General features: G+C 66.1%; 20 protein-coding genes. 17 read left to right on the top strand and 3 right to left on the bottom strand.

Annotated elements, in window-relative coordinates; translation table 11 throughout:
• Nucleotides 1–225: 225 nt before the first annotated feature.
• The 3 genes from CA237_RS10825 to CA237_RS10835 all read right to left on the bottom strand — a co-directional run bounded on the left by CA237_RS10825 (nt 226) and on the right by CA237_RS10835 (nt 1,619).
• Nucleotides 226–510: a hypothetical protein gene (locus tag CA237_RS10825; RefSeq protein WP_066782290.1), complete on the bottom strand. Its 285-nt coding sequence runs from the start codon at nt 508–510 to the stop codon at nt 226–228.
• A 140-nt stretch (nt 511–650) separates the two neighbouring features.
• The gene (locus CA237_RS10830; protein WP_066782291.1) at nt 651–983 is read right to left on the bottom strand and encodes a helix-turn-helix transcriptional regulator; all 333 of its coding nucleotides are present in this window, start codon (nt 981–983) and stop codon (nt 651–653) included.
• A 138-nt stretch (nt 984–1,121) separates the two neighbouring features.
• Nucleotides 1,122–1,619, bottom strand: coding sequence for a hypothetical protein (locus CA237_RS10835; protein ID WP_126014072.1), 498 nt, complete (start codon nt 1,617–1,619; stop codon nt 1,122–1,124).
• A 162-nt stretch (nt 1,620–1,781) separates the two neighbouring features.
• Here CA237_RS10835 and CA237_RS10840 point away from each other — a divergent pair, with 162 nt between their 5' ends.
• Genes CA237_RS10840 through CA237_RS10920 form a run of 17 tightly spaced genes read left to right on the top strand, consistent with a single transcriptional unit; the run spans nt 1,782 to nt 16,195 of the window.
• The gene (locus tag CA237_RS10840; RefSeq protein ID WP_007406353.1) at nt 1,782–2,105 is read left to right on the top strand and encodes a hypothetical protein; all 324 of its coding nucleotides are present in this window, start codon (nt 1,782–1,784) and stop codon (nt 2,103–2,105) included.
• A gap of 40 nt (nt 2,106–2,145) precedes the next feature.
• On the top strand, nt 2,146–2,430 hold the full coding sequence (gene traL / locus CA237_RS10845) for a type IV conjugative transfer system protein TraL (protein WP_007406330.1): 285 nt from the start codon (nt 2,146–2,148) through the stop codon (nt 2,428–2,430).
• Entirely contained in the window at nt 2,431–3,018 is a 588-nt protein-coding gene (locus tag CA237_RS10850; RefSeq protein ID WP_007406332.1) for a type IV conjugative transfer system protein TraE, read from the top strand.
• A complete protein-coding gene (locus tag CA237_RS10855) occupies nt 3,015–3,827 on the top strand; it encodes a type-F conjugative transfer system secretin TraK (protein ID WP_007406304.1) in 813 nt (270 codons plus the stop codon). The genes CA237_RS10850 and CA237_RS10855 overlap by 4 nt, the downstream gene beginning before the upstream one ends.
• The gene (locus CA237_RS10860) at nt 3,824–5,143 is read left to right on the top strand and encodes a TraB/VirB10 family protein (protein ID WP_066760161.1); all 1,320 of its coding nucleotides are present in this window, start codon (nt 3,824–3,826) and stop codon (nt 5,141–5,143) included. Before CA237_RS10855 ends, CA237_RS10860 begins: the two co-directional genes overlap by 4 nt.
• 20 nt (nt 5,144–5,163) lie before the next feature.
• Nucleotides 5,164–5,976: a DsbC family protein gene (locus tag CA237_RS10865; protein WP_064312057.1), complete on the top strand. Its 813-nt coding sequence runs from the start codon at nt 5,164–5,166 to the stop codon at nt 5,974–5,976.
• On the top strand, nt 5,973–6,758 hold the full coding sequence (locus tag CA237_RS10870; RefSeq protein ID WP_064312058.1) for a hypothetical protein: 786 nt from the start codon (nt 5,973–5,975) through the stop codon (nt 6,756–6,758). Before CA237_RS10865 ends, CA237_RS10870 begins: the two co-directional genes overlap by 4 nt.
• A gap of 5 nt (nt 6,759–6,763) precedes the next feature.
• Nucleotides 6,764–9,328: a type IV secretion system protein TraC gene (gene traC, locus CA237_RS10875; protein WP_064312059.1), complete on the top strand. Its 2,565-nt coding sequence runs from the start codon at nt 6,764–6,766 to the stop codon at nt 9,326–9,328.
• Complete coding sequence (locus tag CA237_RS10880) at nt 9,325–9,699, top strand: hypothetical protein (RefSeq protein ID WP_064312060.1); 375 nt, start codon at nt 9,325–9,327, stop codon at nt 9,697–9,699. Before traC ends, CA237_RS10880 begins: the two co-directional genes overlap by 4 nt.
• Nucleotides 9,692–10,372, top strand: a complete 681-nt coding sequence (locus CA237_RS10885) for a TrbI F-type domain-containing protein (RefSeq protein ID WP_064312061.1) — start codon at nt 9,692–9,694, stop codon at nt 10,370–10,372. Before CA237_RS10880 ends, CA237_RS10885 begins: the two co-directional genes overlap by 8 nt.
• Nucleotides 10,356–10,949, top strand: coding sequence for a S26 family signal peptidase (locus tag CA237_RS10890; RefSeq protein WP_126014073.1), 594 nt, complete (start codon nt 10,356–10,358; stop codon nt 10,947–10,949). Before CA237_RS10885 ends, CA237_RS10890 begins: the two co-directional genes overlap by 17 nt.
• A complete protein-coding gene (traW, locus tag CA237_RS10895; protein ID WP_126014075.1) occupies nt 10,946–11,605 on the top strand; it encodes a type-F conjugative transfer system protein TraW in 660 nt (219 codons plus the stop codon). The genes CA237_RS10890 and traW overlap by 4 nt, the downstream gene beginning before the upstream one ends.
• A complete protein-coding gene (locus CA237_RS10900; RefSeq protein WP_069320829.1) occupies nt 11,602–11,889 on the top strand; it encodes a hypothetical protein in 288 nt (95 codons plus the stop codon). The genes traW and CA237_RS10900 overlap by 4 nt, the downstream gene beginning before the upstream one ends.
• Nucleotides 11,890–11,915: 26 nt before the next feature.
• Nucleotides 11,916–12,899: a conjugal transfer pilus assembly protein TraU gene (gene traU, locus CA237_RS10905; RefSeq protein WP_241215474.1), complete on the top strand. Its 984-nt coding sequence runs from the start codon at nt 11,916–11,918 to the stop codon at nt 12,897–12,899.
• A gap of 9 nt (nt 12,900–12,908) precedes the next feature.
• Nucleotides 12,909–13,652 carry a type-F conjugative transfer system pilin assembly protein TrbC gene (trbC, locus tag CA237_RS10910; protein ID WP_007406318.1) on the top strand — a complete coding sequence of 248 codons (744 nt, stop codon included), beginning with the start codon at nt 12,909–12,911 and terminating at the stop codon, nt 13,650–13,652.
• A gap of 3 nt (nt 13,653–13,655) precedes the next feature.
• Nucleotides 13,656–15,791, top strand: coding sequence for a conjugal transfer protein TraN (locus CA237_RS10915; protein WP_010409243.1), 2,136 nt, complete (start codon nt 13,656–13,658; stop codon nt 15,789–15,791).
• Nucleotides 15,788–16,195 carry a hypothetical protein gene (locus CA237_RS10920; protein ID WP_126014077.1) on the top strand — a complete coding sequence of 136 codons (408 nt, stop codon included), beginning with the start codon at nt 15,788–15,790 and terminating at the stop codon, nt 16,193–16,195. Before CA237_RS10915 ends, CA237_RS10920 begins: the two co-directional genes overlap by 4 nt.

A 16,195-nucleotide genomic window follows, 5' to 3' on the forward strand; every position in this document is an offset into this window, starting at 1 on the left:
CGACAGACCATCGAACATCGGCGCTTGCAGCACCGCAAGTTCGCCGCCTAACATCAACCCCCTGACGAGGTCCGCACTCCGCTAATCTACGCCGCGAGTTGTGCCGAATGTTCTGACGACGGACAGTCAGCACCTTCGAAATAGGTGTGAGCGAAGCCGTAATTCTCGGGGCTGTGCGGCAGTCGATGCTCGTCGAGAAAATCGACAATGGCATGACCCGACTCGTCAGCTGGTGGCCTTTGCCGCATGTCCGTGGTCCGCTGTCTCGTGGTTTGAAGCCTCGGGTTCGGCCAGCGATGGTGGCGAACGGAAGCCCTCTGGCCCTAGAAATTCGTATTTGAGATATCGATCGGAGTCGATGCGCTCGAAAACCGCGTTGATGACAGCTTCCCTGGAGCCGAGGCCCAGACGATCCTGAAGTCGCTCTGCGATCGCTAATGCTACGGGCGACAGCGCCACGGTCGACCGCCGGTACCCCGCATTGTCTTCCCGCTCCTTTTTCAGGCGCATGGACCGCGTGCTTTTTTTGATCTCGGATGGGTCGCTGGGCATAAGCAAGCGTCATTCTGCCACTCGGACGCTTAGCGCAAGGTGATGTGACGGTAAGACGGGGCGGTACATTTCGAGACTGGTAGTGTCGACGACCGACTTCAGCCGGTCAGCCCAGTTCGACCGATGCCGCGTTCGGAGCCAGTCACTATCTCGGGGATGTCGGGATCGGAAAGGATTGCCGAGAAATACTCGAGGCTTTCGGTAACTGCGGTCGCGAACCTCGGGCTGTAGTACACCATCGGCTCGTGAAGGATGTCGACGGCGATATAGGCGCGGACAGGGTCGATCTGCAGGATATCAACAAACTGGTCGATCAGTCGCCCTGTGAAGGGCGTTTGGCCGGCTCGGATTTTGTTGACGAGGCTAAGGCTCTTGCCGAGGCGGCGAGCCATTTCGGCATTTGTCACTTTCTTCAGACGCCACTCAGCCATGAACAACGCGTGAAGACGTTGTTGCCGCTCTTCGCAGACTGAAGCCTTTGTAGACTGGTGGTACATACTGCGACCCCCGTTAGGGGTCTAATACGCATCTATCCGTTCACGTTGTCAACCACCGCCACGCAGCGCGATTCATGAACTCTCCGTAAATGTTCCATGAAATGCGGCGAGTAGCCCGATAATGAAGGTGAGCCGAATTGGCGCAAGCGATCCGGATGCGTCGCCAGCATGGGCACGCGCGCGCTGAAACAGGTCATTCTGGTGCATCTGAATGCGTAACGTGACCCGAATCGGACCGGGGATGTCGGCATCTCGCGCCTCGTGAACAAAGGGGGCAGGATCACGGCAAACGACGAAATTCTCCAACCCTTTCATAGAGGTAGCGGAAACAGTCTCAAATCCGCATGTGGCCAATGAATGAATGCGCATCGCATCCACGGCGAGGCGGAACAGCGAGTGATCCACTTTGAAGGTATAAAGCGCCTGGGGCATATCGGACCGTACGACAAAGCGGCGGGTGTCGCCATCGGCCGCATAAAGCCGACCAGATGCGATACGATGCGTAACCGGATCTCCTCCGGCAAGGCGCATCAACAAATAGTGTAATTTTTTTACACTGATCCAAGTCATACCGCCTTAGAATCCGCAGTAGGCGGGGCGTTGTTCCGGGCGACCAAGATGTACTTGGCGCGAGACAAATAGTGTAATTTTTTTCCATCTTGCGGGAGTCAGTTTCTTCCTCCCTTTTAAGGGTGACGCAGCAATCCGCTTCGTCTTTCAAGGGGAAAGAGCATGTCTGCACTTTCAATGCCGAAGGGTGGCCAGATCAATGGCGTCCTTCTCGGCCTGGCGATCATCGCGATGGTGATGGTCCTGGGCGCGTCGGCGGCGTTCGCCGGCGCCGATACGACGTTCAATACCGCGCTGACGAAGTTCACGGACTTCCTCGAGGGCTCGGGCGGCAAGATCATCACCGTCATGAGCCTGGCCGGCGGCATCGTCGCGCTGGCGTCGGGCCGCTTCAGCCTCGGCCAGGTGGCCGTTCCCGTCGCCGTCGGTGTCGGCGCGGGCACGGGTATCCCGATCGTCACCTCGACCGTCACCGCGACGATCTGAGGCGTCGGCTGGATCAACCGCTGGGAGGGCGGCTTAGCTTATGGACCGGTACACCATCCCTTCGCATCTCGACGACCCGGAGCTGATCGGCTTCTGGACGCTGGACGAGTTCCTCGCGATGGCGATCCCCTTCATCTGGGGGATCCTGTCGCAGCACGTCGTGATCGGATTGATGGTCTCGTTGCTCGGATGGTGGGGATTTCGGAAACTCAAAGCCGGCAAGGCCACGTCGTGGATTCTCCACATGGCCTACTGGCACCTGCCGTCGAGTTTTACCGGGCTGAAGGCGACGCCGCCCTCCCACCTTCGCGTGATGGTGGGCTAAATGGATTATTCTGTCGGTCTCGCGCAGTCGCAGCGCGTCCTCAAGCAGCGCAACATGCTCGGCATCGTCGCGCTGGTCCTCGCGGGCCTCGTGGTGCTGCTGTTCCTAGTCGGCGCGACCCGTGACCGGGAGATCGTCCTGCAGCCGATCGTCCGCTCCCCGTTGACGCTCTCGTCGAGCGGGGTCAGCGAGCAGTATCTGGAGATGGTCACGCGCGACACCGCGCTGATGACGCTCAACCGCTCGCCCGAAAATCTCGAATACTGGATGGACTCGATCCTGGCGATCGCCACGCCGGAAGCACATGGTTCGCTCAAGCGCGACCTGATGAAGATCCTCAACGAGCAGCGCGGATCGAGCATCAGCCAGTATTTCACGCTCGCCGGCATGAAGGTCGATCCCGAGAAACTGACCTCGGAAGTGACCGGCACGCTGCACACCGTCGTCGGCTCGAAGTCGGTCACCGCCGAGCCGAAGACCTTCCGCTTCTATTGGGCGTATCGCGGCCTGACCCTCCAGCTCAAGGGCTTCGGGATGGTCACCAAGGCCGACAAGGACGCCGCGGCAACCATCGGAGACGACGCATGACCGCCTGGGTCGCAGTCGGGCTGATCGGGGGCGGGACCGCCTTCGCATCGCGCCTGTGTTCGCTATCGCGCCTGATCGGGGCGGGGATGATCGTGGCGGGCGGCGTGGTCCTCGCCGCGCCGGCCTTCGCCGACGAGCATGTGCTGGCAAAGGACAACAGCGAGGTCGCCTGCACGATGTCGAAGTCGGGGCTGACCCGCGTCAGCCTCAAGGACGATCGCTTCGCCAGCGTCTCGAAGCTGACCACCGGGGTCGATACCGACGATTTCACCGTGGTCAATGAACCGACCCGGGGCGACATCTATGTGTCGGTCCCGGAAGCCTATTCGCGGCCGAACGTGTCGTTCTTCGGCACGACGTCGAAGGGTTATGTGTACAAATTCTCGTGCCGGCTCGCCGGCGACGACGCGCAGCAGGTGTTCGTCGAGAACAAGGATATCGGTGGCGCCGCGGAAACGCAGGTCGCGGCCGTCGCGGCATCGCCGCAGGAGGCGTCCGCCACGCTGGTCCAGGCGATGTTCCAGTCCGCGCCGCTCGAAGGGTTCGAGGTCAGGCCCGCGGTCACCGACCCGGTGATGATTGGCTCGCTCAAGGTCCAGATGGTCGCCGAGTATCGCGGCGCCAGCCTCGCAGGCCGCACGCTCAGGATCGAGAACCGGGGCAAGGTTCCGGTCGCGCTGGGCGAGGGAACGATCGCACCGTCGAACGCGATCGCGGTCTCGGTCGCCAACCCCAACCTCAAGCCCGGTGAAGCCACCACCGCCTATATCGTCACGCCTTCGGGCCTCGCCAACGGAGTGCGGCCATGAGCCTCAAGGACATCTTCCAGCGTAACCGTGCCAAGCAGCTCGATACCGAGCCGGAGGAGGGCGGGGACAGCGAGCTGATGGCCGGCAACGATGCCGTCCGCAAGAAGCAGCTGCTCTACCTCGGCTGTGGTGGCGCCGTCGCGCTGGTGCTGGGCTCCTGGTACGTCATGGGCGACGATGCCAAGCTGAAGCCGGTCGGCACCGACGGGAAGGAGGTGAAGATCACCACCGACGACATGGTCAACCGGAACATGTCGCAGCGTGAATGGCAGGCCGCATCCGAAGCGCAGATGCAGTCGATCAACAATCAGCTGAAGGGCGTCGACGGCCAGCGCGCGCAGATGGAGCAGTTGCAGGCGCAGATCGCCGCGCTCCAGGGCGAGAAGCAGTCGATGGCGAGCGATGGCCAGCGGGTCATGAGCGCCTATCAGCAGGAGAACGACCAGCTTCGCCAGCAGATCGCGCAGCGTAACGCCGCGCCGGCCGCGCCGGCTCCGACGCAGATGTATGGCCCCGGCCAGCCCAATTACCGCACTCCCGGCGCGCCGATGACGGCGGGCGAGGCGGCAGCGGCTGCGGTGTCGCAGTCGCGCTCGATCAAGCTGGTGTCGTTCGAGGGCGGCCCCTCGGGCACCGCGACTCGGATCTCGGGTGGCACGACCAGCTACACCGACAGCCCCAATTACCTGCCGCCCAACTCGATCGCGAAGGCGAAGGTCATCGTCGGCGTCGACGCCTCGGCGGGGGTGCAGTCGCAGACCGATCCGCTGCCGGTGATCCTGCGCATCACCGGCCCGGCGCGCTCGGTCTACCAGAACGGCAAGCTGCTCACGACGCGGATCGAAGGCTGCGTCATCAACGGCGCGGCGCGCGGCGATCTCTCTTCCGAGAAGGTCTATGTGAAGCTGCAGCGGATGACCTGTCCGCAGGCCAATGGCCGGTTCGCGGTGTCGGACGTGAAGGGCTTCATCAGCTTCGCCGGCAAGACCGGCGTGCGCGGCCGTGTCGTCAGTCGCGAAGGCGGGCTCGTCACCCAGGCCTTCATCGCCGGGATAGCGGGCGGGTTCGGGCGTGGCTTCTCGGCCAACACCGACATGCTGCTCCAGGGCACCAACGTCACCGTCAACGGCAAGCGCCAGCAACTCGGCATCGGCGATATCGCCCAGGCCGGGATCGGCAACGGCGTCGCGCAGTCGGCCGACATGGTCAGCAAATACCTGATCGAGCGCGCCGAACAGTACCAGCCCATCATCGAGATGCCGACCGGCATCGATGTCGAGATCGTCTTCCTCGAAGGCGTCTTCATCCAGAACTGAGCCCGGGAGGAGGCGGTCACATGGCAAATACTATCATGATCGGCGCGATGGCGGGGGCGGCGATGCTGCTGACCGGCTCGGCCGAGGCGCCGATCGGCGCGCAGGTCCAGGTCGCGCTGCAGAAGCGGCTTCCCAAGACGAAGGTCGACGCGATCGACTGTTCCAAGGTCGACGGGCTGTGCGAGGTCGTGGCGGGCGCGAACCTGTTCTACGTCGACAAGTCGGCGCGCTACCTCGTCATCGGCCGCGTCTATGACATGGAGACGCGACAGGATCTGACCGCCGCCAAGCTGCTCGCGCTTAATCCCGACATGCTGGTGGGCGGCGCGGCGAAGGCCAATGCCGCGCCCGATGCGCCCGAGGCAGGCGCGGCGCGGGCGGGTGCGCGCGTCACGACCCAGCCCGCTGTCGCCCGCACGCTCGATGTGTCGCGGCTGTCGAGCAAGGGCGCGATCACCTGGGGATCGGGTACGCAGACGGTCACCGTCTTCTCGGACTTCCGCTGCGGCTACTGCCGCGCGCTCAGTCAGGCGCTCGAGACGATGAACGTGCGCGTGATCGAGCGACCGATCTCGGTGCTGGGAAGCCGCGAGATCGCCGACCAGGTGCTGTGCGCCCGCGATCGTCATGCGGCGGTCCGCGCGGCCTATGCGCAGAACCCGGTCCCGGCAGGCGCGAAGTGCGACACCAGCGGTCTCGATGAGAACGAGGCGTTCGCCAAGGCGCACGGCATCAACGGGACGCCCGTCATCGTCCGCTCCGACGGGGCGGTGATCGAGGGCTTCAGGCCCAAGGCCCTGCTCGTCGAATGGTTGAAGGGAGCCAAGTCGTGACCCGATCCGTGATCCGCCTGCCGGCCTGCCCGGTTTCCGACTATCGCCCGCACGCCCGCGCAAAGCGTATCGCCGCGCTGGCGATGACCGCGAGCCTGGGACTGCTCGCCAGCTGCACCACGCTGGGCACCAACATCTCGGGCAAGTTCGCGTGCGGCGCGCCCGAGGGTGGCAGCTGCGCGCCGGCGACCGTCATCGATGACAAGGCGCTGGCCGAGATCACCGGCGACAGCGGCTATCATCCAGCCGGACCGTACCAGGCTCCGCCGCGCAACACCGGGGGAACGCAGCGGATCGCCTATGCCTCGACGCCTGTGCCGGCGCAGGCGGCGGGGGTCGGGCCGCAGAAGGTCTTGCGGATCGTGTTCCCCTCGCATGTCGACGCCGCGGGGCGGTTCCATGAGACGGCGGTGGTGCAGGCGGTGGTCGACAACGGCCAGTGGCTGGCGGCGACCGACGGCCACGGTTCGGCGCTCGCCGCGACGCAGACGCTCAACGTCAGCCCCGAGATCCTCTCGCAGCTCGGCGCGCCGATCGCCGCGCTTCCCCCGGTGCCCGCCGAGGTCGCGCAGGTCGCCGCCCCGGCAGCGGTTGCAGGTGCGGCGAGCGCGGTCGGCGCACCGAGTGCGGCAGCGGTCGCGGCCGCGCGGGCCAGGGCGCGCGACGCGGCTGCTGGCAAGGGTGTCCCGATCGCCGCGACGCAGAAGCCGGCGCCGCCCGAACTCGCGTCGAGCGCGCCGGGCAACCGTCCAGCGACCTTCTCGCCGCGCGTGGAGGACTGATCGTCATGGCGAAGACCGGCTTCATCGCGCGCCTGCTCGGCGATACGCGCGCACCCGATCAGGGCACGCCGTCGCACGGTGCGCCGATGCTGTCGCAGTGGCTGCCGTACCGCAGCTATGACGCGCGGCACGACCTGTTCTACCAGACCGACAGCATCGCGTTCGCGCTGGAACTCGCGCCATTGATGGGCGCGGACGAGCGCACCGGCGAGATCATCGCACAGATGCTGTCCGAGAGCGTGCCCCCCAGCGCGCGCGTCCAGTTGCTCGCCTTCCAGAGCCCGCGCGTGGGCGCGCTGATCGCGCAATATGCGCTGCCGCGCTACAAGGCGGGCGGCATCCATCGCAAGATCGCCGAGCGGCGATCGGCGTTCCTGCGCCACGGCGCATGGGTGTCGATGTCGAAGGACGGACCGTTCCACGTCCGCAACCATCGCATCTTCCTGTCGGTCTCGATCCGCAGCGGCAAGGCGACGCCCGAGGAGCTGACCGGCGTTCGCGACAGCATCGTCTCGACCCTGCAGTCGATCGACATGCCGGCAACCCGGCTGAAGCCGGTCGATCTGATCGCGCTGATCGACGACATCACCGCGCCGGCGTTCGACGTCTCCGACCACGTCTCGGAATATTCGGACCTCGATCCGATCGCCGACCAGTGCGTGCGGCGCGACGTCCAGACCGTCGTCCAGGCCGACCGCCTGCTGGTGTCGGTCGAGCCGCTGCGCGCGGTGACGAACCTGTCGGGCGAGACGCAGTATCAGGAGATTCGGCCCGACACGTTCGACTATCGCTTCTTCTCGGTCAGGAACCTGCCGAACCGCTGGGCGCCGTGGGACGTGCAGAAGCTGATCGGCGACATGTTCTCCGACAAGCTGCGTCCGGGGTGCCCGACGCTCACGTCGCTGTGCCTGTGTTACCAGGACGAACAGGCCGCCTCGTCGAAGGCCGGTTACAAGTTCATGCGCACGTCGAGCCTCGCGGACTCGAAGTCGGCGCGGCTGCTCCCGCAGCTGAAGGACCAGAGCCGCGAATGGGAGCATGTCACCCAGGAATTGCGCCTCGGCAAGAAGCTGGTGCAGGCCTATTATGCGGTCGGCATCATCAGCCCGAAGGGGCAGGGTGACGCCAACGAGCGCACCGTCAAGTCGATGTACAAGGCGGCCGGTTGGGACCTGCTCGACGAGCGGTTCCTCCAGATCATGGCGTTCATGTCGTGCCTGCCGATGACGCTGGGCAACGGGCTCGACAGCGACCTGAAGCGCATGAAGCGGCTGCGCACGATGCTGACCTCGACCGCGGCGAACATGCTGCCGATCCAGGGCGAGTATCTCGGCGGGCATCTGCCGCACCTGATGTTCATCGGGCGGCGCGGCCAGCCCTTCTTCTGGTCGCCATTCGAGAACAAGGCGGGCAACCACAATGTCGCGGTGTTCGGCAAGTCCGGCTCGGGCAAGTCGGTCGCGCTGCAGGAGTTGTGCGCGGCGTTCGCCGGCGTGGGCGCGAAGATCATCGTGATCGATGACGGCCGCTCGTTCGAGCATATGGCCAAGAGCCTGGGCGGCAACTTCGTCGAGTTTCGCCTACGCGACGGGTTCAGCCTCAATCCGTTCTCGATGATCGACGAGACGCTGGTGGCGCAGGACGAGGACTATCTCGTCGACGCGCTCGCAATGCTCAAGTCGATCATCGGGCAGATGGGCCGGCACATCGACAAGCTCAACGACACCGAGCGCGGCCTGATCGACCGCGCGGTCAACCAGGTGTGGGAGGCCAAGGGCAGGGGAGGGTGCGTCGACGACGTGATCGAGGCGCTCGGCTCCGACGGCTCGGTGCAGGGCACGGATCTCGCGATTGCGATGTTCCCGTTCTCGGGCAAGGGCACCTACGGCAGCTTCTTCACCGGCGAGGCGTCGGTGGACATGTCGAACGCGCTGACCGTGTTCGAGCTCTCGGACCTGTCGAGCCGCGAGGAACTGCGCTCGGTCGTGCTGACTGCGATCATGTTCATGTCGTCGCAGACGATGCGCCGGATGGATCGCCAGATCCCCAAGGCGCTGCTAATCGACGAGGCGTGGCAGATGCTGCGCGGCGGGTCGATGGCCGATTTCGTCGAGACCTACAGCCGTACCTGCCGCAAATATGGCGCGTCGCTCATCACCGCGACGCAGTCTCTCAACGACTATTACAAGTCGGAAGGCAGCCTTGCGGCGCTGGAGAACTCCGACTGGTCGGTCATCCTGATGCAGAAACCCGACACGATCTCGGATTTCCAGAAGCACGGCCGCTTCGACATGGACCCCTACACCGAAAGCCTGCTGCGTTCCTTGAAGCGCAACGGCGCGGAATATTCCGACATCCTCATCAAGGGGCCGGAATCGATGGCGGTCGGGCGGCTCGTCCTCGATAAATATTCGGCGACGCTCTATTCCTCGAGCCCGCAGACCTTCGCCGATATCGAGCATCTGATCGAGCTCGGCTGCTCGATGGACGAGGCGATCGAGCGCGTCGCCTTCCCCGAGGAATATCGAGACAATCCTCCGGGCGAGCCCTGGGTGGAGGCGGCGGAATGAACGCCTTCACGCATGAGCGCGACTGGCACGCGCCGGCTGCGACCGACTGGAAACGCACGGGCACGCGCGCGATCGGCGACGCCTGCTATATCCTGCTGCGCGTGTCGGGCTGGATGGCGATGACGCTGCTCGCGACCTTCGGTGTCGCGATCCTGTTCTTCCTGATGCTCGGCGACTTCACCGCGCTCGGCTTCTTCTCGCAGGTCGCCAACCTCGGCACGCGCTTCGTCGCGGCCGACCAGGCGCGCCGCGCGGCGTTCGGCGACCAGCTGTTCGTCGTGTGGCTGGTCGCGTTCGGCATCGTCGCCGTGACCCGCGTGCGCCTGCTCGGCGCGATCATCACTTCCACGAAAGGCCCCCGTCATGGTTGATGTTCTCGATCGTCCCGAGGCCGCGTCCGCGGCGGTGGAACCGTCCGCCCCGGCGCCGGCACCCCGTGAGGACGCGGCCGGCGCGGCACCGCGGCGTCCGGTCGCGGACAAGGTAGACCGACGCAAGCCGCAGGGGCTGCCCGTCATCGCCTATGTCGCGGTCGCGCTGGCGGTCGCGGTGCTGCTGTGGGGGGCGTGGGTGACCAAGCATCTCCTGGCCCCGCCCGCGACCGTGCCGATGGCGAGCGTCCGGCTCGAAGGCATCGTCTCGGAATATGTCCAGGCGCAGAGCCACAGCAATGGTCAGCCCCAGCAGGTGGCCGCGCAGACCCAGGCGTTCATGTCGGCGCTCGACGACGAGATGAAGAAGGTCGGCGCGAGCGGCACCACTGTCCTCGTCGGCGAGGCGGTGCTGTCGAAGAACGTCCCCGATATCACCGACCAGATCCGCCGCGCGGTCTTCGCGCGTGTGCCGCTCCCCGCGGCCGCGCCGAACGCCCCGGCCGGTCCCGCGGTCGGTGCGATGCTTCCCCAGGCCTCCGGGAACGTCGCGCCGGCCGCGCCAGGGGCGGCGGTCCCGACCGCTTCGCCGTTCGGGCCTGCGCCGGTCTCGCCGGTCGAGGCGACGGTCACCCAGTCCGCGCCGGGAGGGGTCGATGGCAGCGGCAACTGAGGCGCTGGCGCGGGTCGGTCATGCGGCCCACACGGCGGTTGACGTCGCCGGGCACCGCGCGGCCCGAAAGGCGCTGATCGTCAAGCGGGTCCGCCAGTGGAGCGCGGTCGCGCTGCTCGGGATCGTGTGGGGCGGCTACAACTCGATCGCGGCGTGGCGCGAGACCCACGCCTTCATGATAAACGCCAGCGAGAGCCTCCCCAACTGGGCGTTCTTCATCCAGCGCGGCCGCGTACCCGCGAAGGGCGACTATGTGTTCTTCGCGCCGCCCGAGGGCGAGCTGGTGCGCCGCCACTTCGGACCGGATTCGGGACCGTTCGGCAAGCGCGTGATCGGCGAGGCCGGCGCGCTGGTCGAGCATCGCGGGGAATGGGTCTATGTCGACGGCGTCCGCGTCGCCCACATGAAGCCGCGCTCGCGCTTCGGCGAAGTGCTGACGCCGGGGCCGGTCGGGCGCGTACCCGAGAGCTGCTATTATGTCGGCACCGCGCACCCCGACGGGTTCGACAGCCGCTATGGCGAGATCGGCTTTGCCTGCGCGAAGCAGATCATCGGCACCGGGACACCCATCCTGTGATCCGGCGCGCGGGCCTTTTCGGCGGAACGCTGGGCGTGGCGCTGGTTGCCTCGTCGTCCTGGCCGATCGTGCAGGGCGCGCTCGCAAAGGATCACGGCGTGATGGGCCAGACCTGGGCGATCGCCGAGCCGGATCTGCTGGCGACGATCGACACCAGGCTCAAGACGCTGCAGGCCAATGGCGGCATCGAGCGGATGCAGACCGCGCTGCGTGAGAAGACCGAGGAGCGCGTGCGCAACCCGATCCCCGTCGCCGGCATCGGCGCGGTGCGCGAAAGCCGCAGCTGGACGTTCGACCCGACGATCGTGCTCGATCAGGATATCCAGGACCAGAAGGGCCGGCTCGTCGCGCGCGCGGGGCAGCGCGTCAATCCGCTGTCGTTCGTCGCGATGAAAACCGACCTCGTGTTCATCGACGGCCGCGACGATGCGCAGGTCGACTGGACGCTGAAGCGGTGGACCGCGCAGAATGCCAAGATCATCTTCGTCGCCGGCTCGCCGTTCAACCGCATGGGCGAGAAGAAGCGCCGCTTCTTCTTCGACCAGCAGGGCAAGCTCACCAGCCATTTCGGGATCGCGCGCGTCCCCGCCGTGGTCGAACCGGCGGGGCAATTGCTCAGGATCAGCGAGATCGAGATGCCGGGAGCGGGCGCATGATGTGGCTCGACATGCTCAGGACGCCTATGGCCGCGCCCGAGACGCCGGCCCTCAAGGCGATGCGGCGCGCGATCCTGTGGTCGGCGATCGCGCTGGCGATCGCCATCTGCGCGTTGCAGCCGCTGCGCGCGGTGCTCGGCGCCGGGGCAGGGGGCGCGCTTGCCGGACTGGTGCTGGCGCTGGTCGTGCTGGTGCCGGTCTATGTGATCGCCAAGAACCGCGCCGATAACGCCTACCTTGACGCGAGCCTCGCGGCGCAGCCGGACGCGGAGGGCGCGGCGTGATCCGCCGCCTGCTCACCCTCCTCGGCATGATCGCCGCGTTCGCGCTGCTGCCGGCGCCGGCGAGCGCGCTCCCGGCCAACTGCACCGGCAAGTTCGTCAACCCGATCACCGACGTCTGCTGGTCTTGCCTGTTCCCGCTGTCGGTGGGCGGCGCGCATATCTGGCCGGGAAGCCGACCCGACACCAAGAACCCGAGCCTGCCGGTCTGTGCGTGCGGTTCACCGATCCCGCGCATCGGCATCTCGATCGGCTTCTGGGAGCCGGCGCGGCTCGTCGATGTGACCACCAAGCCGTGGTGCTTCCCGAACCTGGGCGGGCTTCGCCTCAATCCGGGGCTCGATATCGGGCAGGGGCAGTATACCGGCCCGCTCATCAAGGGCGGTTCGACCCAGGCCAGCGCCAACTGGCAGGCGCATTATTACGTCTATCCCTTGCTCTACTGGATGGAGATCCTGACCGACTTCCTGTGCTTCGAGCAGGCCTCGTTCGACGTAGCCTACATGACCGAGATCGATCCGCTCTGGAACGATGACGTGCTGACCACGCTCATCAATCCCGAGGTCGCCTTGTTCAACAATCCGATCGCGGTCGCCGCCTGCGCGGCTGACTGCGTCGCGGCGAGCGCGAAGCTGCCGATCGACCCGATGTTCTGGTGCTCAGGCTGCAACGGCTCGATGTTTCCGATGAACGGCAACATCGCGGCGCACAATTCGCCGGTCCAGTCGTCGCGTCTCGCGGCCGAGCGACTCCTGTTCAAGATGCACCGGCAAGGGCTGGCCTGGGGCACCGCTGGATCGAAGGCGCTCTGCAACAAGTACGTCATGCCGATCCTGAAGAAGTCGCAATACCGCATCCAGATGACCAATCCGACGCCCACGGTGAGCGGCAAATATGCCTGCTCGCCGATCGGCGCGACGACGCTCCCGCCCGACGCGGGCCGGGCCTTCCCCGTCAAGGGCGAGGACTTCGGCTACCTGCTCTGGCGCAAGCGCAACTGCTGCATGCTGTGAGGACCTGACATGAAGAAGTTCCTCCTTTCCGCGCTCGCTATCGCCTCGGTCGGCACCGGCTGCGCGGTTCTCGCGCAGACCGTCGAGGGGCTCGACCTCGACGCGATCCGCGCGCGATCGGCGAAGTCCGAACAGGACGCGACCGCGCTCGTGAACGAGGTCGAGCGGCGCGGCGACGCGTTCCGCAAGGATGCGCAGACCGTGCAGGCGGTCGCGCTGGAGCAGATGCGCACGATCGACAAGGCGAGCCTGCCCAGGGGACCGGCGGGCGCGGTCGACTTCGACGAGATGATCCAGGCCGCCTCGGCCAACCTCAAGGAGAACCAGGGCACCGCGCCGCAGTTCATGGTGTTCGTGTCCACCTCGATGCCCGAACAGGCGCTGAAGCGGATCATTGCCGATACCTCGGCCGCTGGCGGCGTCGTGGTGTTCCGGGGCTTCCCCGGCAATTCGGGGAAGGCGTTCATCGCCGCGCTCTCCAAGGTGGTCGAGAAGGACCAGCAGTTCGCCTCGATCGGGATCGACCCGCGCCTGTTCCGCGCGTTCGATGTGACCGCGGTTCCGACGATGGTGGTCTCGTCGAGCGACTTCACGCCGTGCGACGGCCTCACCTGCAAGACGACGCCGCCTCCGTTCGATCGCATCGAGGGCAACGTCACGGTGCGCTACGCGCTGGAGACGTTCGCGGGCGAGAATGGCCCTGGCGCGCTGGTCGCGCGGACCGCGCTCGCCAACCTCGGCCGGAATCCCTGAACCATGCGGGGGGGCCGTATCCTGATCGGTCTTCTGGCGCCGGTCCTGGCAGCGCAGGCGCTCGCCCAGGTCCAGTCGACCCAGCAGGGCCAGCAGGGCGTCGGCGATTTCTACGGCCTGGGCGATTACACCTACTTCAGCGACACGACCCCCAAACCCACCCCGACCCCCACACCCTCATCCGCGCCGGTCGCAAAGACGACGGTGACCAGCGTCGCCGAGCCGAGCGCGGCTCCCGCGCGGACCACCGCCAGCATGGCCCGCACGGTTCAGCCTGCGGCAGCGAGTAATGCGGTCGCGGCCGAGCCGAGCGCGCAGTCGAGCAGTTCGACCTACACCTATCCCAAAGGGGACATGGCGGCGGCACGCGCCGCGGCGAAGGCACTGGCGACCCCGGCACGCCAGGCTTCGGGCGGCATCATCTCCTCGACCGATCTGCCCTCGACCATCCCGGGCTTCAGCAGCGGCACCCAGCCCGGCGAAGCCTATGCCGACGATCCCGACGCGCTGATCGCGGCGGGCGGGTCTGCCGCTGGCGCGAACGAGGCGTGGCAGCTCGTCACCGATCCGGGCCGCAAGGTCGTGACCGTGCCTGCCGGCGATCTCACGCGCGCGCAGGACGTCGAGAAGGACCCGAACAGCTATCTCGCCGGTCAGTCGGTGGGCGGCGCCGACGGTAGCTGCAAGCCGCTGCCTCCCAATGGCACCACCGATTATTACGAGGCGACCTGCAACAAGGGCGCGAAGCTCGAGGAAACCCCGGCGACCTGCACCGGCAGGATGGACCCGGTAATCGTCGATACGCTCAGGTACTTCTATTATGGCGTGCGCGACCAGAACGAAGGCGGCGGGTTCGCGCGCAACAGCGTGATGCAGGCCAAGGTCGGCGCCGGTCTGTGCCGGGTCGAGGCGGGCACGCCGCATATCTGCGATGCGCAGATCGAACTGGGGGCGGGCGGCGGCAACGTCGAGGCCTATCGCAAGTGGTGCAAGAAGCAGTCGTCGATGAATACCACGGCGCAGCTTTACTCCTGCTCGGCCGAAATCCCCCAGGCCGAGATCCCGGCGCACCAGAATTACGCGACCGGCACGGTGTACCTCAGGAAGGAGGGCACGCGCGAGGTCACGCTGACGCGCAATGAGGGAAGCTGTCCGGCGCTGGTGTCCGACACCGCCTGCATCGCGACCGGCCCGGAGGTCTGCACCGAGGGGCCTGAGACGCGGATCATCGACGGTGTGTCGGTCACGGCATCGTGCTGGGCGTGGTCGCGCCCGTTCACCTGTCAGCGCATCACCCAGGCGTCCGATTGCAGCGATCTGGAGAACGGCGGGAAATGCACCTTCCTGCGTGACGAGTGCCTCGACGATCCGCAGTCCGGTCCGTGCCAGGTCACGACGAAGGTCTACAAATGCCCGGTCCCGACGCCGCCTTCGACCGATCCCAAGCAATATATCTGCGGTGATGACGTCTATTGCATCGACGGCGAATGCGAACCGGTCGAGCGCGAGGCGTCGACCGAGTTCAAGGACGCCGTGGTCGGGCTGCACGCGCTGGGCCAGGCCAATGCCGAGTTCGATCCCGATACGCTTACCCTGTTCTCGGGCAAGCGGCAGACCTGCCACAAGCCGGTGTTCGGGCTGGTCAACTGCTGCGCGGGCAAGGCCTCGGGCCTCATCACGACCGCTGCCGGCGCGGCCGCGATCGCGGGCGGGCCGGTGGCGATCGCCGCGCTCGCGACGCCGTTCCTCACGATGTTCATGTGCTCGAACGACGAGAAGCTGCTCGACGTGCAGGACCGGATGGGGATGTGCCACAAGTTGGGCGAATATTGCTCGGACAAGGTGCTGGGCATCTGCACCTCCAAGAAGACGGCCTATTGCTGCTTCGAGAGCAAGCTGTCGCGCATCCTGCAGGAACAGGGCCGCCCGCAGATCAACAAGCCGTGGGGCAGCGCCAAGAAGGAAACCTGCAAGGGGTTCACGCTCGATGAATTCTCGCGCCTCGACCTGTCGGTGATGGATTTCACAGAGGTCTATGCCGAGTTCGTCGACGCCGCGAAGCTGCCCGACGAGATCGAAACCTCGCGCCAGATCCAGGAACGGATCAAGGCCTATTACGAGGCGAAGAAAAGCCAATGACCGGCGTGACGCAACTGTCGGACCATCGTCCGTTTCCCGACCTTTCGGTCGCGGAATTCGCGGTGCTGATCGCGCTCCTGCGCGCCGGACCGCACCCGGCCGGGTTCCTCATCCCGACGCTCGACAGCTGGTTCGATACGAAGCTCTGCGTCGCCGATCTCGAACCGACGATCGCGCGGCTGATCCGCGCCAATCTCATCCTGCGCCGGGGCGAGACACTCTACCCGCGCCGGCACGCCCGCAACCTCATCATCGGGGTGTACGGCAACCTGTTCCGTATCCTCGCCGACGACATGGCGCAGCTCGTGTCGCTTCAGGAGCCGTCGCTCCTCGGGACGCTCAAATCCTACCTCACCCGCCGCGAACAGGAAGATCGCGAAAAGCAGAAGAAGAAGGACGACTGA

This window comes from Sphingomonas sp. ABOLH (assembly GCF_003951715.1).
GTDB lineage: Bacteria > Pseudomonadota > Alphaproteobacteria > Sphingomonadales > Sphingomonadaceae > Sphingomonas > Sphingomonas hankookensis_A.